The organism is Donghicola sp. (assembly GCF_025210255.1).
Lineage (GTDB): Bacteria > Pseudomonadota > Alphaproteobacteria > Rhodobacterales > Rhodobacteraceae > Donghicola > Donghicola eburneus.
The window spans coordinates 97881-120836 of sequence record NZ_JAOARZ010000011.1 but is presented as its reverse complement, the minus strand read 5'-3'; the positions used below and the strand labels follow the sequence as shown (position 1 = coordinate 120836).

Genomic DNA, 22956 nt, shown 5'->3' with positions numbered 1-22956 from the left:
CTTCAAGGGGGATCTCCCGTGTCGCGTCCATATGTCATCGATGAAATGATCTCGGCCAAGGCGATTGCCGCCCGGATCGAAGAGCTGGCCAAGGAAATTTCACAGGAATACGCAGACACCGAACAGGTCGTGGTTATCGGTCTGTTGCGCGGCAGTTTCGTGTTTATTGCGGACCTAGCCCGAGAGCTGGACCTGCCGGTCGAGGTCGATTTCATGGAGGTCAGCTCTTATGGCAACGAGATGGTCAGCTCGCGGGAAGTGCGAATCCTCAAGGACCTGCGCGGCCAGATCGAAGGGCGCGATGTGCTGGTGGTCGAGGATATTGTGGATACGGGCTACACCCTGTCCCATGTTATCTCTCTGCTGAAATCGCGCAAACCCAAGCGACTGAAAACAATAGCCCTTTTGGACAAGCCGTCGCGACGTGAGGTGGATTTCAAGGCGGACTATATCGGCTTTGAAATCCCCGACGAATTCGTGGTCGGCTACGGGATCGACTACGCGCAGCGGAACCGGAACCTTGGGTATATCGGCAAAGTCAGGTTCCCCGAATGAACCTGATCTGGCTGGTCCGCATGTCGAAATGGGCGCGGAACCCTCCGTCGCCCCAACGGGTCAAACTGGTGCTTGGCATCATTGCCCTGTGCTTGATCATTGTCGGAATCGAATTTTTTTTCGGCTGGCCCGAATGGCTCACCACCAACGGAAACCTGCAGGGCGGCGCGCCAAAATTCTAACGCGACTGTGAAAAACATCACAGAGTTCGCGGGCCGGATTGCCGCTCCTCTGTGCTAGCATTCTGGTCAGAAGAGGAGATTTTCATGAAGACTTTACTGACCACGATTGCACTCACCGCGACCCTCGCCTTGCCTGCCGCCGCGCAGGACATGTCGGCCCAGCTCAAGGCACGCCAAGGCCAATTCCGGATCATGGCCTTGAACCTCGGGGTTCTGGGGGACATGGTCAAAGGCGCCACAGACTATGACGCGACCGCCGCGCAAGCCGCAGCGGACAGTCTGGTGGGGATATCCATGGTGCACCAGCCCACGCTCTTTGCCGAAGGGTCCGACGAGATGAGCGTCGATGGCACCCGTGCTCTGCCCGCCATTTGGGAAAACCCCGATGATTTTGCCGCGAAGTGGGCCGCCTTTGGCGAGGCTGCGGCGCAAATGCAGACCGCTGCCGCCACTGGCACCGACGCAATGGGGCCTGCGATGGGCGCATTGGGCGGGGCCTGCAAATCCTGCCACGAGACCTACCGCGCACCGCAGTAAAGACCGATGTCCAAACTACTCAAAACGGCCGCAGTTCTGGCCATCCTCGGGGGAGGCACCGCTTGGTGGCTCTCTCGTCCAATTCACGCCGACCCCTCTGATTTTGAGGGCCTGACCGGCGACGCCACCCATGGCGAGCAAGTCTTTTTGGCCGCGGGTTGCGCCTCGTGCCACATGAACGAAGAGACCAAGGAAAAGACTGTCTTGACTGGCGGCATGGAATTGCCGTCGCCCTTTGGATCCTTTGTGGTGCCGAACATCTCGACCGACCCGGAGCATGGCATTGGCGGATGGACGGTAACCGAATTCGCGACTGCGCTGCAAAAGGGCGTGTCACCAGAGGGCCAGCATTACTATCCGGCTTTCCCCTACACGTCCTACACACACATGGTCGCGCAAGACATCGTCGACCTCAAGGCATATATGGACACCCTGCCCGCCTCGGCGCAGGAAAACGCAGACCACGATATGCCGTTCCCCTTTAACATTCGGCGCAGTCTGGGCCTGTGGAAGCAGCTGTATCTCAAGGACAGTTACGTGGTGACAAACACCCCGGGCAGTGAAATTGAGCGCGGACGCTATCTGGTCGAGGCGATGGGCCATTGCGGCGAATGTCACACTCCGCGTGACCAGTTCGGCGGGCTGGACCGGTCTGCGTGGCTGCAGGGCGCACCCAACCCTTCGGGCAAAGGCGAAATTCCCGGCATCACCCGCGGCATACTGAACTGGAGCAAAGATGATATCGCGTACTATCTGTCATCTGGCTTCACCCCTGATTATGACAGCGCGGGCGGCCACATGGCCTTGGTGATCGAGAACACATCAAAGTTGCCCGACGAAGACCGCGACGCGATCGCTGCCTACTTGCTGGCCTTGCCCTGAGGGGAAATGCAAAACGGGGCCACAGCGGGCCCCGTTTGAATGTCGATCTTTCTGAAAATCAGGCCTCGGCCAATTTTTTCAGGCGGTTTTCGCGCAGGCGCGCAAAGTCGTCACCCGCATGGTAGCTTGAACGGGTCAGCGGTGTCGCAGACACCATCAGGAAGTTCTTGGCCCACGCAGCTTTCTCGTAGGCTGCGAATTCCTCTGGGGTCACAAAACGGTCTACAGCGTGGTGCTTGGGCGTCGGCTGCAAGTACTGGCCGATGGTCAGGAAATCCACGTCAGCGGCGCGCATGTCATCCATGACCTGACGGACCTGTTCGTTGGTTTCGCCAAGGCCGACCATAATGCCCGACTTAGTAAAGATAGTCGGGTCGATCTCTTTGACGCGTTGGAGCAGGCGCAAAGAATGGAAGTAGCGCGCGCCGGGGCGCACGGTGGGGTACTGACCGGGAACAGTTTCAAGGTTGTGGTTGAACACGTCGGGCTTTGCGGCAACGACCGCCTCGAGCACCGACGGATCACATTTCAGGAAGTCCGGCGTTAGAATTTCGATGGTGGTTGTCGGGCTGCGGTGGCGCACGGCGCGGATGGTTTGGGCAAAATGCTCTGCCCCGCCGTCTTCCAGATCGTCACGGTCCACCGAGGTGATGACCACGTGGTTGAGCCCCAGCTTCTGAACTGCATCTGCGACGCGGCCCGGTTCGAACACGTCCAGCGCATCGGGACGGCCTGTCGCGATGTTGCAGAACGAACAACCACGGGTACAGATGTCACCCATGATCATCATGGTTGCGTGACCCTGAGACCAGCATTCCCCGACGTTCGGGCAACCCGCCTCCTCGCAGACGGTGACCAGTCCATGATCGCGCATGATTTTGTGGGTCTCGCGGTATCCCTCGCTCGTGGGTGCCTTGACGCGGATCCACTCTGGCTTCTTGGGCTGAGCGTTGTCAGGGCGGTGCGCCTTTTCGGGGTGGCGCTGGCTGGGGATCTTGAGGTCTCGCACGGGGTGACTCCAGACGGGGTTTTGTTGCGTTGTCCTACTTTAGTGTGCGTTTGATGAAAGTTCCAGTTCTGTCCACGTGGTTTGCATGTGACGCATCGCGCGTTTGCGTTGGGCGAATAGCTGCCCGAAGCTGCATGTTTTTATGGCAAAATCCCGAAGTCTCGCGGGCATAACCCTTCGCTTTTGCGTGAGAATTGGGGTGTGGCTCGAAATTGCCACAGACGGGATTGCACCCGACTTGGAACGATTCTATTTCTTGCTGCAGGCGCAGTACTGCGTCGCAGCATACCTCCCTTCCCCAACTCTACGGAGAGACCGACATGAAGCCTGGCATCCGTCTGCCCGAAGTCACCTTCCACACCCGCGTGCGCGACGAAGCTGTTGGTGGCCCCAACCCCTTCCGCTGGGAAGACAAGACCACTGCCGACTACTTCGCTGGCAAGCGCGTGATCCTGTTCTCGCTGCCCGGCGCGTTCACCCCCACCTGCTCGACCTACCAGCTGCCCGGTTTTGAAGAGAACTTTGCCAAGTTCCAGGACCTGGGTGTCGATGAGATCTACTGCATGTCCGTGAATGACAGCTTTGTCATGAACAAGTGGGCCCAGATGCAGGACATCAAAAACGTCAAAGTCATCCCCGATGGCTCGGGCGAATTCACCCGCAAGATCGGCATGCTGGTCGCCAAAGAGAACCTGGGCTTTGGCATGCGTTCGTGGCGCTATGCCGCTGTCGTGAACGACGGCATCATCGAAGCATGGTTCGAAGAGCCCGGCCGTTGCGACAACTTTGGCGAGGATCCCTATGGCGAGAGCTCGCCCGAGACCCTGCTGGCTTATCTGGAAAACGCGTCGAAGCCCGTCGCAGCTGAGTAATCGGCGTTCCTGATTATTCGCGTTTGCGCCCTGCGCTCCTGATCGGAGCGCAGGGCATTTGAGTCTTTAAAGCACAAAGAAGCCTAGAAGGCAGCGCGGGCGTCTTGGACCAGCTCTTCGCCCACGCGGGTCAGGATATCGCCGAGTTCCGTGAACCAGCCGTCGTCCCCGGCCACATCACGACGCACAAGGCCGATGGTTCGATTTGGCTCGGGCCCATGAAAACGCGAGAGCGCCATGTCCGGCGCGGCGCGGCATTCGGTTACAGCCGCAATTTCAGGCAAGAGCGTCAGGCCAAACCCAGCTGCCACCATTCTGGACAGAGTCGCGAGAGATGACGCACCCATGTTGATTTGATGGTTCGAGCGGCCGCAGACTTCGAGCGCTTGATCCGTGAGGCAGTGGCCGTCTTCGAGCAGGAGGAGTTGGTCTGGGTCTAGGGAGACCGGCCGCAACTCTTCGAGGCTTTGGCCAAGGTTCGCGATCCGTGCGTGAGAGCCTGCGAGAAGGAATCGGTCCTCGAACAGCGGTCGTTCGACCAAACCATTCGCCTCGGCTGGGAGAGCGATCACAGCAGCATCGAGCTCCCCCTGTTGAAGCGCCGTCAGAAGGCGCGCCGTCTTGGCCTCTTGGACTTGGACATCAAGGCTCAGGTCGCGCGCGCGCAGCTCTGCCAGCGCCGAGGGCAAGAGATAGGGCGCGACGGTAGGAATCATTCCAATCACCAGTTTGCCGGCTAAGCCGTCGCGCCACCGGGCAGAATGCTCCAGAGCGCGCACCTGCGCCACAATCTCTTTGGCTTGTTCCAGCGCGAGGCGCCCGAAGGGCGTCAGGGTCAGGTCGCGGGCGTGCCGCTCTACCAAGGGGCCGCCAAGGGTCGCCTCCAGTTCCTTGATCTGCACGGACAAGGCAGGCTGGCTGATATGGACCTTTGCCGCTGCATGACCAAAGTGGCGCATCTCGGCCAGAGCGATGAAGTATTCTAGCTGTCGAAGGGTAAGTTTCATAGGAACAGATTATCGCTCTTTGACGGGGTGTGCCAGAGCGCGCGCTTGTGGTTGCAGGGGATGAGTTTACTGTGGGCAGGCCATCCAAAGGGACAGCCCGAATGCAGACAGCGCCACAGAAACCAGAAAGCAGAAGCATCGCGCGGACGCGGGACTTTCTAAAGCAAATCGTGTTTGGCGGGAACGATGGAATTGTCACAACCTTTGCCATCGTCGCGGGATTTGCGGGGGCGCAAGCGGACGGGACGGCACAGATCGGCGGGATCGGCGTGCTGGTGTTTGGTTTGGCGAACCTGTTTGCGGATGCGGTCAGCATGGGCTTGGGCGAATTTCTGTCCCTGCGATCGCGTCACGCCATGTATCGTACGCGCCGCAGCCAGTTCGAAGGGACGCGGTCTGCCGCGGCAGTGCGCCGGTTTTTACTGGCGCGCGGTGTGGCAGATCAGAATGCCGCGCAGGTGACCGAAGTTCTGGAAAGTCATCCTGATGTACTGGCGGATCTGGCCATGACCTTTGAGCACGGCATGACCGATCCCGATCAGGAAAGCCCTTGGGTCAGTGGGCTAGTGACCTTCCTGGCCTTTGTCGCATTCGGCTCCCTGCCCTTGCTGCCCTATTTTGTGGGAGGCGTGGGCGACGCGGCACTTGGATGGTCGGTGGCCACCACCGCGAGCGCCCTAATCGCTTTGGGGCTGCTGCGTTGGCGGGTGACAGAGGACCCTGCCCTGCGCGCGGTGGGCGAGACTGTGCTCGTTGGGGCCATTTGCGCAGGGGTGGCTTACGGGGTGGGCTGGGTCGTCGGCGGCTAGCCGATCAACTGACCCGAGCTCTCAAAGAGTTCGTAATAGCGCTTGAGCCTTTGAAGCGCGATCCGAAGCACGATTTTGCCAGACCGAGCCGACCAACCGAGCTGCTTTTCGGCATTCTCCAACCCTTCGAGCAAGCAGCAACAGCGCAGCACCACATCGCCAAGGCCGGGCCCCAGATCGCGCAGGGCTGCTGCGACGCGGGCGCGGGCCGCTTCGGGGCTGTAGCCGACCATATCGTCCCCTTGGTACGAGGTCTGTGCTGCACCGCTCAGAACATTTTCCCAGTTTTGATCGCCGGACCTACCCATCTGAGCCAGCTCGAAATCCTCTCGCAGGCGCTCACCGGCGCGAACCAGATCCTCTTCGAGGAAGAGCGAGCCGTCTTTGTCGCGGCGCCGCGCCAGCACGGCCAACGGCGTCTCGTAACTGGTAAAGCGCATGCGCCGTTCGGACCCTTCGGTGGGGCCTGCAACACCAGCGGCCTGCGCCATAAAGGGCGTCTGCGCTTCGGCAAAACCGCTGGCACGGTTCTCGTCCTCGGCCAACATGCGTTTGAGCGCGGCGCGGCCCTCGGGCGTGATGCAATATTTAGAGATGCGGCCCGGATCCGTGCATTCCAACCAGTCCTTGAGCGCCAGAGCGCGGGCAATCGCCCGATCAGTGACGGCGGTGTTCTGGGCCTCGCCATTCGTGCTGCGCACAACGACGGCTTTCTCCATTCCCTCTGCCACGGCAAGCACAGCGCCCCGCTCGGCCAGATGGCGCAGGATGCGTTTGCCTTCGCGGCGCAGGGTGTCGGGGTCTGGTTGAACAGCGGGCTGATAAGCGGTTTGGGACATGGCAGTGTCCTCCTCTGGGTGTGGGTCTTTGGCGCCGGACAGCGCATGGCCCAACTGCAAGAGCACTTCGTCAACCAGAGGATCGTCGCGCCGCGTTTCGACCTTTTGGACCTGGCGCAGAATGGTCGAGGCATGACACCCCGCCGCTCGCGCCAGTTCACGGATCGAGAGCCCTTCTTCGGTGTGGGCCAAATAGCGACGTGCGCCACTGGGCACCCATTGGGGCAACGTGTTGGCCAGAGAGCCGGACGGGCGCGACGAATGCATGTGAACCTCCTTGTGTGTCTCGTCGAGAGCGCAGGGCAACCTGGCTGCGGGATCATGGTTAACGTATTGGAACAGCTGTTACCGATGCGTTAAAAATCCTTTGCAAAGCCATTTTTTGTTTCCATATGGAAAACAGTCTTAAAGGCACCGTGCGCCCCTCCGTACGGTGACGCAACACCTCGGAAGTCGTGCTGTGATGATCTGACCCCAGACATCAAAGAGAGCGCGAAATGACTGATATTACGCAAGAACTACAGAACCTGCGCCGCCCCAAGCTGCTGGCTCGTGCCGCCCGCGCAGGGGCCGCAATGTATGATCGGAGTCGTCATCTGTCCCGAATTTTGGGTGCAGATATCCCCCAAAAACATGAGGTCATTCTGAAATTGTTGCTAATCCGAGAACAAGAACTGGAATCGCAACGCAAAACGGGCAACGCGGAATATCGCGCTACCCGTCATGTAGAGGTGCTGATTGCCCTAAGGTGCGAGGCCGCTCAACGAGAGGCCGCGCAGGACGAAGATCAGGTAAAGGCGTCCGGCATGGAGGCTTTCTTCTCGGCCACATATGCGGCCAGTGCCTCGTTGATGGCGGGATCAAGCGCGGGCTGCTGATAGTCGGACAGCATCTTCTTGACCTTGATGCTGGCGAGCGTCTGGGTGTCACGCGCACCTTCTTCGTACCATGTCTCGAAGGGCTTGTAGTCCAGAACATTGGTGCGCCAGAACGCGTCTTTGAAGTTCGCCTGTGTGTGGGCACACCCAAGATAGTGACCACCCGGGCCAACTTCGCGAATAGCGTCCATCGCTTGGGCGTTCTCGTCGAACTTCACGCCCTCGGCGATGCGGTGCAGCACGCCAAGCTGGTCGGCATCCATCACGAATTTCTCGTAGGATGACACCAGGCCGCCTTCGAGCCAACCGCACGAGTGCAGCATGAAGTTCACGCCCCCCATCAGGGCCGCGTTCAGGGTGTTCGCGGTTTCATACGCAGCCTGCGCATCAGGCAGCTTGGAGCCACAAAGGCTACCACCCGAACGGAACGGCAGACCCAGACGGCGCGCCAACTGGCCTGCACCATACAGGATCAGGCTCGCTTCGGGGGTGCCGAAGGTCGGTGCACCAGAGTTCATGTCGATCGACGACACAAAAGTGCCAAAGATCACAGGGGCGCCCTGACGGATCAACTGGCTGTAGGCGATGCCAGCCAGAACCTCTGCCAGAACCTGTGTCAGCGTGCCAGCCACGGAGACAGGCGCCATCGCACCGCCCACGATGAACGGCGAAATGATGCAGCCTTGACCAGCTTCGGCGTAGACTTCCAGCGCACCCATCATCACGTCGTCGAAGGTCATCGGCGAGTTGATGTTGATGAGCGACGTCATAACAGCGTTGTTCTGCACGAACTCTTTGCCGAACAGGATTTCCGACATCTCGACCGAGTCGCGCGCACGGCTGGGTTCGGTCACAGAGCCCATGTACGGCTTGTCCGACAGGGTCATGTGCGCCATCAGCATGTCGAGGTGACGCTTGTTCACCGGCACATCGGTGGGTTCGCACACGGTGCCGCCCGAGTGGTGCAACCACTTGGACATGTAGCCAAGTTTCACAAAGTTGCGGAAGTCTTCCATGGTCGCGTAGCGGCGGCCGCCTTCGAGATCGCGCACGAAGGGAGGTCCGTAGACGGGCGCCAGAACCAGGCTTTTGCCACCGATTTCTACGTTCCGCTCAGGATTACGAGCGTGCTGGGTGTAGCTTGACGGTGCGGTTTCGCACAGCTTGCGGGCCAGACCACGGGGAATGCGCACACGGTCGCCTTGAACGTCGGCACCGGCATCGCGCCAGCGCTGCAGCGCTTTGGGGTTCTCGGGGAAGTTTACGCCGACCTCTTCGAGCAGGGTCTCGGCGTTATACTCGATGACTTCCAGTGCTTCCTCGTTCAGCACCTCGAACAGCGGGATATTGCGTTCGATAAATTTGGCGCTTTCGATACGGACTGCGGTGCGTTCTGCCCGGCGGGCTGCGCCGCCACCCCCACGTGCGCGTTTGCGGGTCGCTGTCTCGGTCATTCGTGGAACCTCCAATTCGTGCGCAACTGCGCATGTTTGGACCAGTATATACCCTGCGTCACCGCCGCTGGTATTTAAGGTTTGCGTCCTCTCCGTCGCGAAAGCGACATTTGGGGATCGTGAACCTGCCAAAACACTATCACAACCCGCCCTGCTTCCCCTTGCCTAAAATGTGATCTCGCCCTAAGGGGTGGCCATGACACAGCATGAAGCCCTCCTCATCATCGACTTTGGCTCTCAGGTCACGCAGCTGATTGCGCGCCGCCTGCGCGAGCTGAACGTCTACTGCGAAATTCGCCCCTACCAGAACGTGACCGCGGACAGCATCCGCGAGCTCGCACCCAAGGCCGTCATCCTGTCCGGCGGCCCTGACAGCGTCACCCGTGACGGCAGCCCCCGCGCCCCTCAGGAACTGTTCGAGATGGGCCTGCCCATCTTTGGTATCTGCTATGGCCAGCAGGTCATGATGGAGCAGCTGGGTGGCAAGGTCGAAGGCGGCCACCACGCCGAATATGGCCGCGCCTTTGTGACCCCCGCCGAAGGCCACAAACTGGACGGTATCTTTGCCGGTCTCTTCACCGAAGAGAACAAGGAACAGGTCTGGATGAGCCACGGCGACCGCGTTACCAAGATCGCCCCCGGTTTTGAGATTGTCGCAACCTCGCCCAACGCGCCGTATGCCATGATCGCCGACGAGGATCGCCAGTTCTACGCTGTGCAATTCCACCCAGAGGTGCACCACACCCCGAACGGCAAAATCATGCTTGAGAACTTTGTTCGCAAAGCGGGTTTCACCGGTGACTGGACAATGGCCGCCTACCGCGAAGAAGCCATCAAGGCGATCCGCGAGCAGGTTGGCGACAAGCAAGTCATCTGCGGTCTGTCGGGCGGCGTTGACAGCTCGGTCACCGCGATCCTGCTGCACGAAGCGATCGGCGACCAGCTAACTTGTGTGTTTGTGGATCACGGCTTGCTGCGTCTGAACGAAGCAGAAGAAGTCGTGGCGATGTTCCGCGACAACTACAACATCAAGCTGATTCACGCGGACGAAGCTGACCTGTTTATCGGCGCGCTCGAAGGCGTGTCTGACCCCGAGGTCAAGCGCAAGACCATCGGCAAGCTCTTCATCGACGTGTTCCAGAAGCACGCCGACACCATCGAAGGTGCCGAATTCCTGGCTCAAGGTACCCTGTATCCCGACGTGATCGAGTCGGTCTCGTTCTCGGGCGGTCCTTCGGTCACCATCAAGTCGCACCACAACGTGGGCGGTCTGCCGGAGAAGATGGGCCTGAAACTGGTCGAGCCCCTGCGCGAGTTGTTCAAGGACGAAGTCCGCGCCCTTGGCCGCGAACTGGGTCTGCCCGCCAGCTTTATCGGTCGTCACCCCTTCCCTGGGCCGGGTCTTGCGATCCGTTGCCCCGGCGAGATCACCCGCGAGAAGCTGGAGATCCTGCGCAAGGCCGATGCTGTCTACATCGACCAGATCCGCAAGCACGGCCTGTACGATGACATCTGGCAGGCATTCGTGGCGATCCTTCCTGTCCGCACCGTTGGCGTTATGGGCGATGGCCGGACTTACGACTACGCCTGCGCCCTGCGCGCCGTGACTTCGGTCGATGGCATGACGGCGGATTACTACCCCTTCACCCACGAGTTCCTTGGCGAAACCGCGACGCGGATCATCAACGAGGTCAAGGGCATCAACCGCTGCACCTACGACATCACCTCGAAGCCTCCGGGCACCATCGAGTGGGAATAATCCAAGTCAAAGCCGCCCCGAAACGGGCGGCTTTTTCTTTGGCGTCTGCCCGGAATCAACCGACAAAAAAGTCCGCCCGAATATCTTATACGTCGGCGCACAACAGCGTGCTCACCACGGCAGTGTGGGGTGCAGGCTCAAACTGATCCCTCGAGTCGGCAGACGTCTGCTTGCGTGTCTCGCATCGTAGGAATCACTCCGCCGATCTGAGGGGGGTTCGCCAGCGCATGATCCTGCATTTCTGAGCATCGCCCCGATAAAGTTTTCAGGACGTGTTGCTCTGCGGCACTCTGACAATCGGAGTCTTTGGCGATACCTGCTGCTACAGCTTATGCAGGTCTGCTTACGCGACCCAGTGGCGGCCTATCCCATCTATTCAAGCAAAATCAGCAGTCTGTTCACGCGTCCGTGAGAATTCATTCAAGCCGGAAAGGTAGCCGTTTTGAAAGATGATCGCGCAGGCAAACTTTATTTTACAGGGGTTCCAGACCCCCAGCAAATGAGCCGCGGCATTAAATCTGATTGAATCCGCAATTCAAAAGATCAATAATCTGGATGCACGAATTTGAAACATGATCCATTGGATCGAATTATATCAAAGTGAAATAATTAACTGGCAGCTGCGCAAGATTCAATTTTGCAAAGCACTATCTCAGGGAAGCCAATGAAACTGCCTGACACTGATTTACCGTCAAACAAAAAGTTTGGCCTGTTTTTCGCGTTTGTATTTATCGTAGTCGCATGGCGGTTTTTCGCTCATGATGCGACAGCCTTTGCAATTATATCCGTCATTGCGGCGATTGCATTTTTCATCATCTCTTTTGTCAAAGCAGAAATCCTGCTGCCTTTAAACAAAGCATGGATGGGGCTCGGGCTGTTGCTTGGGATGATCGTCAGCCCGATTGTCCTCGGCGTAATTTACTTCGGTCTTTTCACCCCGATCAGCATGATCATGCGGGCGATGGGCCGAGACGAACTGGGTCTGAAAGTGCAGACCAGCGGATCCCACTGGAAAGTGCGCGCGGACGATGCGGCACAGGGATCTTTCAAAAATCAATTCTAATCAACAAGTATTACTTTTGGAGTGAGGGAAGTTTTATGGAATTTATCGGCGAGCTCTATTCCTTTTTAGGGGCCAAAAAGAAACTTTGGCTTCTTCCCATTATTACTGTGATGTTCATTCTCGGCGGCCTGCTTATTCTGGCGCAGGGCTCGGTTGTGGCACCGTTTATTTACACCCTGTTTTAAGTTCGGTCTGATCTTACAATGTACATTTTGGGTATTTCCGCGTTTTACCATGATAGCGCGGCCTGCCTGCTGAAGGATGGCGTGATCATCGCAGCAGCACAGGAAGAACGTTTCACACGCAAGAAACACGATCCGGGATTCCCCCATAAGGCGGTGCAGTATTGCATCGCCGAAGCTGGGATTTCGGCCGCAGACGTGGACAAAGTCGTCTTCTACGAGAAGCCTTTTGTGAAATTTGAACGCCTGCTGGAGACCTATTTGGCCTTCGCGCCCAAGGGCTTCAAAAGCTTCCGGACCTCGATGCCCCTGTGGATCAAGGAAAAACTGTTCCAGAAGTCGATGCTGACCAAAGAGCTCGAGGCAACGTTGGGCAAGGACGTCAAATGGCGTGACAGGATCCTGTTCTCCGAACATCACCTGTCCCACGCGGCGAGTGCGTTCTACCCCTCGCCCTTTGACAGCGCAGCCGTGCTGACGCTGGATGGTGTGGGCGAGTGGACCACGACGTCGCTGGCAATCGGCAAGGGCAAGGACCTGGAAGTGCTCAAGGAACTGCACTTCCCGCATTCTTTGGGTCTGCTCTATTCGGCGTTCACCTACTACACGGGTTTCAAGGTGAACTCCGGTGAGTACAAGGTGATGGGCCTCGCTCCTTATGGCGAGCCGGTCTATGCCGGTAAGATCCGCGAACATCTGATCCATGTGGCCGAAGATGGCAGCTTCCAGCTGGACATGAGCTATTTCGACTACGCGACCGGTCTGACCATGACCAACAAGAAGTTCGACGATCTGTTCGGGGGCCCTGCGCGGACCTCGGAAACTGAACTGACCCAGCGGGAAATGGATCTGGCAGCTTCGGTGCAAAAAGTCACCGAAGACATCGTTCTCGAGATTGCGCGCGGCATTGCCAAGGACACCGGCGAAAAGAACCTCTGCCTTGCAGGCGGTGTGGCTTTGAACTGTGTGGCGAATGGCATTCTGCTACGCGAAAACATCTTTGAAAATATCTGGATTCAGCCTGCCGCAGGCGACGCGGGCGGTGCCCTTGGGGCGGCGCTGGCGGTCTGGTATCAGGACTATGCCAAAGAGCGCACGCTGTCGAACGACCGCGATGCGATGCAAGGTGCCTATCTGGGTCCGGTCTACGAAGACGCCGAGATCGAGAACGAGCTTCTGGCCTGCGGTGCCAAGTTCCACAAGATGGACGACGACGGCCTGATCGACAGCGTTGCCAGCGCGCTTGCGGACGAAAAGGCGATTGGCTGGATGCAAGGCCGAATGGAGTTCGGCCCCCGTGCTTTGGGCGGTCGCAGCATCATCGCGGACCCGCGCTCGCCGGTTATGCAAAAGCAGCTGAACCTGAAAGTGAAGTATCGCGAAAGCTTCCGCCCCTTTGCCCCCAGTGTTCTGCGAGAGCATGTGAACGAGTGGTTCGAACACGACAGCGACAGCCCTTACATGCTGCTCGTCGCCGATGTTCAGGAGAGCAAGCGTCGCAAGATGACCGAAGAAGAGGACGCGCTTTTCGGGATCGAAAAGCTGAACGTGCCCCGTTCGTCGGTTCCGGCGATCACCCACGTCGACTATTCGGCCCGCATCCAGACTGTCCACGAGGACACGAACCCGCGCTACCACGCGGTGATTTCGAAGTTCTATGACAAGACCGGCTGCCCTTTGGTGGTGAACACATCGTTCAACGTCCGCGGAGAGCCTATCATCTGTACCCCCACCGATGCGTTCAAATGCTTCATGGGAACAGAGCTCGACGTTCTGGCGGTCGGCAACTACTTCCTCGTGAAGGATGAACAGGACCCCGCGCTCAAAGAGAACTACGAGGAGCGTTATGAGCTGGATTGAGAAGACTTGGGGGAGCGAGAAAGAGAACCAATACAAAGGGTTCATCGGCTCCTTCATCGCTTTGATGCTCGCTTTTGTTGTTCTGGTGATGATGCTGTTCCGACTTGTCGGAATCGGAGAGCAGGTTCTGTTCTACGCGCAGGTCTACCTGATGGTGCTGGCAGGGCTCGCTCTGCTGGCTTCGTTCAAAAGCTGGCACATGGTGTCCGCCGTTCTGTCGATGTTCCTGTTTGTCGAACTGGCTGTGGGGTACATTCCTCTTGCCTTGGCGATGGCTGGCGTCCCCACAAGGATGGAGACCACCTTCCCTGTCGAAGAAGGCGACCGGTATCAGTTCCACCCGCTTCTGGCCTCTTTGCCCGTGGCGAATTACAGCGCGCCGACCGTGTCGCATAATGCGAACCATCTGCGGAATAACGAGCTGCCATTTGATCCGGCAAAACCACACGTCGCTGTGTTCGGCGGGTCTTCGACCTATGACCTTGGCGTCAGCAGCGATGCCGCGACATGGGTCAGCCAACTGGACACCCTGATCCCAGAATATTCGGTCTCGAATAACGGCGTCCCGGGCTATTCCAGCAGCGAGCATGTGGTTCAAACGACCTTCTACGAAGATCGCGCGGGGACCGAGCCGTTCTGTGCTGTCTACTACATGGGCTGGAACGACATCCGCGACTATGGCTTTGACAAGCTGGACAACGGCTATGCTGACTTTCACCTGTTGTCCCAATACGGGGCGCAGAAAATCCGCTTCAGTCTGGGCTCGCCCTCTCCGACGCTAAACCTGTTGGCCGCGTACTTCATGCGCAACGAACTACCGTTCCCGCAGGCTCAGGGCACCGTGGGCAAGGACGTGACCGCCGATGACGATCTGTTCCGCGTGGCAGAACGCAACGTGCGCAGCATTGCCGCCATCAACGAGTCGCGGGGCATCAAGACGGTGTTCGTGGCGCAGATGTTGAACCGAGCCCGCCTGACAGATCCCACACGGATCTACGGCTGGCTGCCCTTTGTCTATGACGGGGATACGTGGCAGCTGCAGGATCGCTTTAATAAGTTCGTTGGCAGTTTGGCGTCTGACGTCGGAGCGGGATTCATTTATCCCGATATCGACGCCTTCTCGGACGAGGATTTCGCAGACAACGGCCACTTCAACGACCAGGGCTCGGTGAAATTCAGCAGAATGATCCGCGACGATGTGGTCCAAATGTGTGGCGGAACCCAGACCACGGCGGCCGCAAACCAGTAAGGCGCCGACCATTTATCGCTTTACGCTGGGGCGCTCCCGCTCTTAGATATCCAGAACCCGTCCCGAGCCATTCGGGGCGGGCTTTTTCATGCCGTGATTGGCAAGAATTTGGTCACAATACTGATCCATTCTCCGGTTAGAGATATCCGGATATTGGTCACCTTGATTTTGAACACCCTATGCTGCGACGACTTTTTAGCCTGTTCACCTATTGCGCTCTGATCGGGCTAGGCGTTTCGCTTGGGTCTGCCCTGCTCAGCCGGGATTGCTTTGCGCTGGATGGCAGCACACGCTACGACACCATCGTTGTGCTCAGCGGGAGCCTTGGCGATCATGGTGCACTGGGACCCGATACGGCAATGCGCACGGACGCGGCCATCGATCTGTTCGAACGGGGGCTCGCGCCCCATCTCCACATGACGGGCGGGGTCAGCGAAAACCGCGTGCACACAGCTGCCGCGATCCAGATGGCCGCACGGGCAGAGGCTGCAGGCGTCCCCGCCAGCGCCATCACGGTCGAGGATAATTCCCGTTCGACCCTTCAGAACGCGCGCAACTCTGCACCTTTCATTCAGGACAGCGAAGACGTCCTCCTCGTCAGCGATGGCTATCACCTGTGGCGTGCGGCGCTAAGCTTTGCTTGGGCTGGCGTGCCGGTTGAAGGCGTCTGCAAAAGCAGCACCCTCCGCCCCGACGGTGTCGAGATGAGCGCCCGCCTCGTGGTTCGAGAGGCGTTGGCTTTTTGGTTCAATCTGGGCCGCGCCACAGTCTGGAGCGCGGCCGATCTGATTGGCGCGACACCACAATTGGGCGGAGCGTTCTTGCACTAACCCCCACACACAACACTTTACTTTCGCGCTCCGCGCGCAAAGATGCCGGACACCCTGCCCCAACTTATAGGAGCACTTGCACGTGTCACCGGTTCTGCGCGGTTGCCTCTGGATGAGCGGCGCCATCCTGTCCTTTAGCGCCATGGCGATCGCCGGCCGCGAAGTCAGCACAAACCTCGATACGTTCGAGATCATGCTCTACCGCAGCCTGATCGGCTTCCTGATTGTCTTGGCAGTGGCGAGCCTTGCGGGCACCCGCGGCGACATTAAAACCGACCGCCTGCCCCTGCATCTGATCCGGAACCTCTGCCACTTCACCGCGCAAAACCTGTGGTTCTTTGCGATCACGGTGGTTCCTTTGGCGCAGGTCTTCGCGATTGAATTTAGTGCGCCGCTTTGGGCCTTGCTGATGTCGGCGATCATTCTGAACGAACGGCTCACCAAGAACCGAGTGATTGCGGGCATCGCGGGCTTTGTCGGTATTCTGGTCATCACCCGCCCCGGAGTGAACGCGATTGGCTGGGCCCAGCTGACCCCTGCGCTGGCCGCCATCGGCTTTGCAGCGTCAGCGGTCACCACCCGCTTGCTGACTCGGACCGAGAGAATCACGTCCATCATGTTCTGGCTCACTGGCATGCAGTTCGTTTTCGGTCTGATTTGTGCGGGGATCGATTTGGATATCGCCCTGCCGACGGCCGCAAACTTGCCGCTGGTCACGGTCATCGCGATTTGCGGCGTGACCGCGCATTTCTGCCTGACCACCGCGCTTTCCCTCGCGCCAGCATCCATTGTGATGCCCATAGATTTCCTTCGGCTACCCCTTATTGCTGCAATAGGAGCATTGATGTATTCCGAAGTCCTTGATGTTTACGTTGCGTTAGGTGCTCTAATCATTATTACCGCAAACTATGCAAACATCCGAATAGAGACGCGGAAAAGCTGACGAAGTTACGTTACGGCCACAGTGATCACGTTAACGTAAGGGCAAAGATTGACCGCTCGCCAAGGGGACCCGTAGGCTCGGATTACCTTGGGGAGAAGGAAACAGGGATGAGGATCCATGAATAAGACACTAGTAAGTAGTGCAATGCTTGCTGTTCTGGGCACCACGGTGGCTGCAGGCGGCATTGAACGCACCAACCAAACCAATTCCGTCCTGTTCAAAAAGGGCAACTATGTCGAGCTGGGTCTTGGCACTGTGCGCCCGAGCGTCAGTGGCGAAGGTGAAACGACCGGTTACGATTACGACGATGTCGCGAATGATTTCTCGCAGAAAGAATTCCGCGCCAAGATCGACATTAACGACCGTTTGTCGTTCGGCATCATTCTGGACCAACCGTTCGGTGCTGATATCGAATACGGCGGAAATTCTGCAACGACCGAACTTGGTGGCACCAAAGCGTTTGCCGAAGTCGAAGCGCAGACCTTTTTGCTGAAGTATCAGGTCAACGAGAACGCAAGCGTCTTTGGCGGGCTGCGCCGTCAGAAAGCCTCCGGCGATATCACGCTGGACGGAACCACTTATGGCGGCACGCTGCAGGTCCTGCCCACTGGCACCCCTGTTGCTGCTGGTGCCTCTGGCTATAACATTGAACTTCAGGACACCGTAGGCACCGGCTACACAGTTGGCGCGGCCTATGAAATTCCTGACATCGCGCTGCGCGTCGCTCTGAGCTTCAACTCGGAAATCACTCACAAGATGGACACCAAGGAAACGCTGCCTGCGAACGTTGTGCTCGCACCGGGCGGCGGGACCGTGGCGACAACGGAAGTCACCCAAAACGGCAGCCAGGACGTTAAGACACCCAAGTCTTGGAACCTCGAATTCCAATCTGGCGTGGCAGAAGACACGCTGGTCTTTGGCTCCGTCCGCTGGGTCGAGCATTCGGTGTTTGGCGTTTATGCGGATCTGCTCTCGTCTGAGCTGGTCAGCCTAGAAGATACGTACACCTATACTCTGGGTGTTGGCCGTCGCTTCTCGCCGAACTTCTCGGCACTGGCCGCGATCTCGTACGAGGCAGGCGGAGATGACGAGGTGTCACCCTTGGCCCCAACCAACGGATACACGTCTGTGACCCTTGGCGGCGCATACACCTTTGACAATGGCTTCGAGCTGTCGGGCGGCGCAAGCTGGCGTCAGGTCGGCGATGCCAAAGGCTACGCCCGCAACGCGACCCGTGCGACCTTTGACGGGAACACCGTCTTCGGCGCAGGCATCAAGCTGTCCTACACCTTCTGATCTGCCCACCAGATCAGACAGAGCGCCCTGCACACCCCGTGCGGGGCGTTTCTTTTTGCTGGATCGCCACGGTGCATTTGACCGCACCCTAAGGGGGCGATAACACAGCATAAACGCCCTTAGACCGAGCCTTTTCCATGTTATATCCCACCGCCGACAGCTGGCTGACCGCCGCCTCCAAACGCATCACCCTGTTCGGAATGTCCGGTTTGGGAAAAACCTTTCTGGCCAATATGCTGCGGCACGATGCGGGCTGGTTTCACTACTCGATCGATTACCGGATCGGCACGCGGTACATGGGCGAATACATCACCGACGAATACAAACGTCTGGCGATGCAGCACCCGACCCTGCGCGAACTTCTGATGTCGGACTCCATCTTTATCGGCTCGAACATCACCTTTGAAAATCTGGCGCCGCTGTCCACCTACTTGGGCAAACCGGGCAACTCGGACCAAGGCGGCCTGCCCTTTGCCGAATATCGCCGCCGTCAGGACCAGCACCGCACCGCCGAGATCGCGGCCCTGCTAGACACGCCGTATTTCTGCGAGCGGGCCAAAGGGCTCTACGGCTACGACAACTTCATTTGTGACAGCGGTGGCTCTATTTGCGAGGTGGTCGATCCCAACGATCCCGACGATCCGGTGATGAAGGCCCTGTCCGAAGAGACTCTGCTGATCTGGATCGAAGGCAGCGACGCCCACACCGCAGAGCTCTGCCGCCGCTTCGACCGCGCGCCAAAGCCGATGTACTACATGCCCGAGTTCCTAACTGCGAAATGGACCGAATATCTGGAAACGAACGGCCAGACGCAGGAGCAGATGAACCCCGACGCCTTTGTCCGCTGGACGTATGCGCAGGCGCTGGCGCACCGACAGCCGCGCTATGCGGCGATGGCCAAATGGGGCGTCACCATCAAAGCCGAGGAAGTCATGCAGGTCAGAACCCCTGCAGATTTCGATGCTCTGATTGCAAAAGCGATTCAACGGCAGGCTTGAGTCTGCCGTTACTTAAGACTATCTAGGATGCCTATCCAATAAAGCGGAAATCCTCCAATGCCTATCAAGCTGCCCTCCGACCTGCCCGCCTATGATGTCCTCTCCAAAGAGGGTGTTATGGTCATGGCAGACGATCAGGCAGCCCGTCAGGACATCCGCCCGATCAAGATCGCGCTTCTGAACCTGATGCCAAAGAAGATCCAGACAGAGAACCAGTTCGCCCGACTGATCGGCGCGACCCCTCTGCAGATCGAATTCACGCTCATCCGCATGAGCGAGCATCAGACCAAGAACACCGCCGCCGAGCATATGGAAAGCTTCTACCGCCCCTTCGAAGAGGTGAAGGCCAGCGGCGAGAAATTTGATGGCCTGATCATCACCGGTGCCCCGATCGAGCATCTGGAGTTTCAGGACGTCACCTACTGGCAAGAGCTTTGCGAGGTTTTCGACTGGACCCAAGGCCACGTGCACTCGACCTTTGGCGTGTGCTGGGGCGGCATGGCGATGATCAATTACTTCCATGGCGTGCCCAAGCATCTGTTGGACGCGAAATCCTTTGGCTGCTTCCGTCATCGCAATCTGGCGCCCGCCTCGCCCTACTTGCGCGGGTTCTCGGATGATGTGCTGGTGCCGGTCAGCCGCTGGACGGAAATCCACCAAGACGATCTGGACAAACATGATGGGCTGAAAACGCTGATCTCTAGCGACAAATCCGGCCCCTGTCTTGTCGAGGATGCGGCCCACCGTGCGCTCTACGTGTTCAACCACTTTGAATACGACGACAACACGTTGAAAGAGGAATACGACCGCGACGTCGAAGCGGGCAAGCCGATCAATGTGCCGGAAAACTACTATCCCGATGACGATCCGTCGAAAAAACCGCTCAATCGCTGGAGAAGTCACGCGCACCTTCTATATGGGAACTGGATAAACGAAATTTATCAGACGACCCCATATGAGCTGGAGAAAATTGGCCTTTAAGGTTATTGCCCTTGCCGGACTGACGGCAGCCACCGGCTGCGCGGTGATTGATCGCCGCGCGACCGAACGCGAAGCTGTGGCCGAAGCGAATACGCCCCCGATCGGCGAGTTTGTCGAACTGGCAGATGGCCGCCGCGTCCACGCCTTTGTCGAGGGGACCGGCCCCGATCTGGTCCTGATCCACGGCGCCAGCGGCAACCTGCGGGATTTCACCTTTAGCCTCGTGGATCGTCTGACTGACCGCTACCGTGTGATCGCGTTTGACCGCCCCGGCATGGGTTACACCGACCGCGCCGATCCCAGCTACGACACCCCCGGCAACAATGGGTCCGAGCCCGTCCGCGAACAGGCGCGGATGCTGCAACTGGCGGCTGACCAGTTGGGTGTCACCGATCCTGTTGTCCTCGGTCACAGCTTTGGCGGTGCCGTCGCGCTGGCTTGGGCGCTGGAACGGCCACAGGACACAGCCGCATTGGTCGTCCTGTCGGGCGCGTCGAACCCCTGGCCCGGTGGCCTTGGCGTTAGCTATTCCGTCCCGAACAGCAGCCTTGGTGGGCGGATCGCGGTGCCTCTGGTCTCGGCGCTTCTTAGCACCAAAACTCTGAATTCTATGGTGGACGGCGTGTTCGCGCCCCAATCCGCGCCTGCGGGCTATGCAGAATACCTTGGCGCTGATCTGGCCCTGCGCCGCGACAGTCTGCGCGCCAATGCCCGTCAGGTCAGTAGCCTGAAGCCGCAACTGGCTCAGATGGTCCCGCTCTATCCCGATCTCCCCATGCCCGTGGAAATCCTGCATGGCGAGGCAGACGACACTGTCCCGCCCACGATCCACGCGATCCCGCTCTCCAGTCAGATCCCGAACGCCAATCTGGTGCTCTTGCCCGGTATCGGTCACATGCCCCACCACGTCGCCCAAGATGACGTCGAAGCCGCGATTGACCGCGCCGCAACCCGCGCCGGATTGCGCCCAACGCGCTAACCGCCCATAAAGGTGGAAAAAGAGGTGCCCCTATGAACTTGCCCTTCGACGGTGCGATTACCGAATTCTATGAATCCGAGGCTGCAGCCGATCTGCGCGCCATGATCGAAGACGCGGGCAAGAAGGACATCCTTGGCGCCTACCCCTATGACAGCCGACTCGACAAAAGCACCTACGAGGACACGCTCCACGCCCTGCAGGTCGAACTGGTCAAGTTGCAGCACTGGGTCAAGGACACAGGCGCCCGGATCGCCATTGTCTTCGAAGGGCGCGATGCGGCTGGCAAGGGTGGCACCATCAAGCGCATCCGCGAAAACCTGAACCCGCGCGGCTGCCGCGTGGTCGCTCTGTCAAAACCGTCCGAGACCGAGGCGACCCAGTGGTACTTTCAGCGCTATATTGAACAACTGCCCTCGGGCGGAGAAATCGTTCTGTTCGACCGCAGTTGGTACAACCGCGGCGTGGTGGAAAAGGTCTTTGGCTTTTGCGACGAGGTGCAGCGCGAGCATTTCTTCCGTCAGGTGCTGCCGTTTGAGGAAATGTTGGTCGACGAAGGTGTCCACGTCATCAAGGTCTGGCTGAACGTCGGGCGCGCCGAGCAGCTTCGCCGCTTCCTTGACCGCGAACAGGACCCCCTGAAGCAGTGGAAGCTTAGCTGGATCGACGTCGAAGGTTTGAAACGCTGGGATGCTTATTCCGAGGCGATCCAAGAGACACTGCTGCGCAGCCATGCCAAACTGAGCCCTTGGAATGTGGTGCGCAGCGATGACAAGCGCCGCGCCCGTATCGAAGTGATCCGCCTGCTTCTGTCAGGATTGGAATACGACCGCAAAGACCATGACGTGGTCGCATCCCCTGATCCGAACATTGTCGGTGGACCGGACCTGCTCCATGTCTAAACGCGGATACCATCACGGCAACCTGCGGCAGGCTTTGGTCGATGCCGCGCTCGAATTGGTGCGCGACAAAGGCCCCACGGGGTTTACGCTTTCCGAGGCAGCAAAGCTCGCTGGTGTAACCCCTGCGGCTGTCTACCGCCATTTCCAAGGGCGCGAAGACCTGATCGCAGAGGCCGCACGCCAAGGCTACATCATCTTCTCGGATGTCATGGCCTTTGCTTATAACGACGGCCAACCCAGCGCGCTCGCCGCGTTCGAGGCCACAGGCCGCGCCTATCTTGCCTTTGCCCAAAAATACCCCGGTCACTATGTGGCCATGTTTGAATCTGGCATCTCGGTTAATCGCTCGCCAGAGCTTGCAGACGCAGCATCCAAAGCCAAGCGTATCCTCGAGCAGGCCGCCACCGCCCTGAGCGAACGCATCCCTGCGGATCGCCGTCCGCCAGCCAGCATGTTCTCGGCACATATCTGGGCCATGAGCCACGGCGTCGTCGAATTGTTCGCCCGTGGCACCCCCGGCACACGCTCGCCCTATTCTCCCGAAGATCTGCTCGAGGCGGGAATCGGTATCTATTTGCGTGGCCTTGGACTCATCGGAAACGACTGAGTCCGGCTTTTCCTTGCAAAGAAGGCCAAAAAGATAGCATTTCAGAAAATTTTTTTCGCGAAATCGATCTGATAACGGGACTAACCGGAATTCCGTTTACGATATTTTAACCATTCTTGGCTGTTCTAGAAAAGCTCGGGAACAACCTTAGGATGATTGTGTCATATGCTAGGACAACCCGCGAAAAATGACCTTTTCAGCAGGGTTAAGCAGATTCAAACCGCAACAATTACTCGCCACAGCCGTTTTGGCTACGGATCCATCAAGTAATCTCAACTTACATATT

24 protein-coding genes are annotated in these 22956 nt (G+C 58.5%); 20 read left to right on the top strand and 4 right to left on the bottom strand.

Annotated features, from left to right (window positions below; genetic code table 11):
* Positions 1–45: 45 nt before the first annotated feature.
* The 4 genes from hpt (at position 46) to N4A58_RS03145 (ending at position 2156) form a co-directional block, all read left to right on the top strand.
* Positions 46–555 carry a hypoxanthine phosphoribosyltransferase gene (hpt, locus tag N4A58_RS03160; RefSeq protein ID WP_072706705.1) on the top strand — a complete coding sequence of 170 codons (510 nt, stop codon included), beginning with the start codon at positions 46–48 and terminating at the stop codon, positions 553–555.
* On the top strand, positions 552–737 hold the full coding sequence (locus N4A58_RS03155) for a hypothetical protein (RefSeq protein ID WP_293707761.1): 186 nt from the start codon (positions 552–554) through the stop codon (positions 735–737). The genes hpt and N4A58_RS03155 overlap by 4 nt, the downstream gene beginning before the upstream one ends.
* A gap of 84 nt (positions 738–821) precedes the next feature.
* Positions 822–1274, top strand: coding sequence for a cytochrome c (locus N4A58_RS03150; protein ID WP_293707759.1), 453 nt, complete (start codon positions 822–824; stop codon positions 1272–1274).
* A 6-nt stretch (positions 1275–1280) separates the two neighbouring features.
* Complete coding sequence (locus N4A58_RS03145; protein WP_293707757.1) at positions 1281–2156, top strand: cytochrome c; 876 nt, start codon at positions 1281–1283, stop codon at positions 2154–2156.
* Between the two features lie 58 nt (positions 2157–2214).
* On the opposite strand, the gene lipA is transcribed toward N4A58_RS03145, so the two are convergent.
* Positions 2215–3165 (bottom strand): lipoyl synthase, encoded by a 951-nt coding sequence (lipA, locus tag N4A58_RS03140; protein ID WP_072706505.1) that lies wholly within the window; start codon positions 3163–3165, stop codon positions 2215–2217.
* A gap of 320 nt (positions 3166–3485) precedes the next feature.
* Here lipA and N4A58_RS03135 point away from each other — a divergent pair, with 320 nt between their 5' ends.
* Entirely contained in the window at positions 3486–4037 is a 552-nt protein-coding gene (locus tag N4A58_RS03135; RefSeq protein ID WP_072706506.1) for a peroxiredoxin, read from the top strand.
* A gap of 83 nt (positions 4038–4120) precedes the next feature.
* On the opposite strand, the gene N4A58_RS03130 is transcribed toward N4A58_RS03135, so the two are convergent.
* Positions 4121–5044, bottom strand: coding sequence for a LysR substrate-binding domain-containing protein (locus N4A58_RS03130; RefSeq protein ID WP_293707753.1), 924 nt, complete (start codon positions 5042–5044; stop codon positions 4121–4123).
* A 101-nt stretch (positions 5045–5145) separates the two neighbouring features.
* Between N4A58_RS03130 and N4A58_RS03125 the strand changes: the two genes are divergently transcribed.
* Entirely contained in the window at positions 5146–5853 is a 708-nt protein-coding gene (locus N4A58_RS03125) for a VIT1/CCC1 transporter family protein (protein ID WP_293707751.1), read from the top strand.
* On the opposite strand, the gene N4A58_RS03120 is transcribed toward N4A58_RS03125, so the two are convergent.
* On the bottom strand, positions 5850–6959 hold the full coding sequence (locus N4A58_RS03120) for a DUF6456 domain-containing protein (protein WP_293707749.1): 1110 nt from the start codon (positions 6957–6959) through the stop codon (positions 5850–5852). The genes N4A58_RS03125 and N4A58_RS03120 overlap by 4 nt on opposite strands.
* A 230-nt stretch (positions 6960–7189) precedes the next feature.
* On the opposite strand from N4A58_RS03120, the gene N4A58_RS03115 reads away from it, so the two are divergent.
* Positions 7190–7570 carry a DUF6477 family protein gene (locus N4A58_RS03115; RefSeq protein WP_293707747.1) on the top strand — a complete coding sequence of 127 codons (381 nt, stop codon included), beginning with the start codon at positions 7190–7192 and terminating at the stop codon, positions 7568–7570.
* Here the strand turns inward: N4A58_RS03115 and N4A58_RS03110 are convergent.
* Positions 7480–9024 carry a trimethylamine methyltransferase family protein gene (locus tag N4A58_RS03110; RefSeq protein ID WP_293707745.1) on the bottom strand — a complete coding sequence of 515 codons (1545 nt, stop codon included), beginning with the start codon at positions 9022–9024 and terminating at the stop codon, positions 7480–7482. The two genes, N4A58_RS03115 and N4A58_RS03110, sit on opposite strands and share 91 nt — an antisense overlap.
* A 196-nt stretch (positions 9025–9220) precedes the next feature.
* On the opposite strand from N4A58_RS03110, the gene guaA reads away from it, so the two are divergent.
* From guaA to N4A58_RS03045, 13 genes are all read left to right on the top strand, one after another.
* Positions 9221–10783 carry a glutamine-hydrolyzing GMP synthase gene (guaA, locus tag N4A58_RS03105; RefSeq protein ID WP_293707743.1) on the top strand — a complete coding sequence of 521 codons (1563 nt, stop codon included), beginning with the start codon at positions 9221–9223 and terminating at the stop codon, positions 10781–10783.
* Between the two features lie 664 nt (positions 10784–11447).
* A complete protein-coding gene (locus N4A58_RS03100) occupies positions 11448–11846 on the top strand; it encodes an SxtJ family membrane protein (protein ID WP_293707741.1) in 399 nt (132 codons plus the stop codon).
* 35 nt (positions 11847–11881) lie between these two features.
* Positions 11882–12031, top strand: coding sequence for a DUF5989 family protein (locus N4A58_RS03095; RefSeq protein ID WP_092464421.1), 150 nt, complete (start codon positions 11882–11884; stop codon positions 12029–12031).
* Positions 12032–12049: 18 nt separating this feature from the next.
* Positions 12050–13888, top strand: a complete 1839-nt coding sequence (locus N4A58_RS03090) for a carbamoyltransferase (protein WP_293707738.1) — start codon at positions 12050–12052, stop codon at positions 13886–13888.
* Positions 13875–15137, top strand: a complete 1263-nt coding sequence (locus N4A58_RS03085; RefSeq protein ID WP_293707736.1) for a hypothetical protein — start codon at positions 13875–13877, stop codon at positions 15135–15137. The genes N4A58_RS03090 and N4A58_RS03085 overlap by 14 nt, the downstream gene beginning before the upstream one ends.
* A 179-nt stretch (positions 15138–15316) precedes the next feature.
* Positions 15317–15967: a YdcF family protein gene (locus N4A58_RS03080; RefSeq protein ID WP_293707734.1), complete on the top strand. Its 651-nt coding sequence runs from the start codon at positions 15317–15319 to the stop codon at positions 15965–15967.
* 82 nt (positions 15968–16049) lie between these two features.
* Entirely contained in the window at positions 16050–16910 is an 861-nt protein-coding gene (locus N4A58_RS03075; protein WP_293707732.1) for a DMT family transporter, read from the top strand.
* A 117-nt stretch (positions 16911–17027) separates the two neighbouring features.
* On the top strand, positions 17028–18206 hold the full coding sequence (locus N4A58_RS03070) for an OmpP1/FadL family transporter (RefSeq protein WP_293707730.1): 1179 nt from the start codon (positions 17028–17030) through the stop codon (positions 18204–18206).
* Between the two features lie 137 nt (positions 18207–18343).
* A complete protein-coding gene (locus N4A58_RS03065) occupies positions 18344–19204 on the top strand; it encodes an ATPase (RefSeq protein WP_293707728.1) in 861 nt (286 codons plus the stop codon).
* Positions 19205–19261: 57 nt separating this feature from the next.
* Positions 19262–20185: a homoserine O-succinyltransferase gene (metA, locus tag N4A58_RS03060; RefSeq protein ID WP_293707726.1), complete on the top strand. Its 924-nt coding sequence runs from the start codon at positions 19262–19264 to the stop codon at positions 20183–20185.
* Positions 20160–21164 carry an alpha/beta fold hydrolase gene (locus N4A58_RS03055; protein ID WP_293707724.1) on the top strand — a complete coding sequence of 335 codons (1005 nt, stop codon included), beginning with the start codon at positions 20160–20162 and terminating at the stop codon, positions 21162–21164. Before metA ends, N4A58_RS03055 begins: the two co-directional genes overlap by 26 nt.
* 32 nt (positions 21165–21196) lie before the next feature.
* The gene (gene ppk2 / locus N4A58_RS03050; RefSeq protein ID WP_293707722.1) at positions 21197–22063 is read left to right on the top strand and encodes a polyphosphate kinase 2; all 867 of its coding nucleotides are present in this window, start codon (positions 21197–21199) and stop codon (positions 22061–22063) included.
* Positions 22056–22670: a TetR/AcrR family transcriptional regulator gene (locus N4A58_RS03045; protein WP_072706523.1), complete on the top strand. Its 615-nt coding sequence runs from the start codon at positions 22056–22058 to the stop codon at positions 22668–22670. The genes ppk2 and N4A58_RS03045 overlap by 8 nt, the downstream gene beginning before the upstream one ends.
* Positions 22671–22956 lie beyond the last annotated feature (286 nt).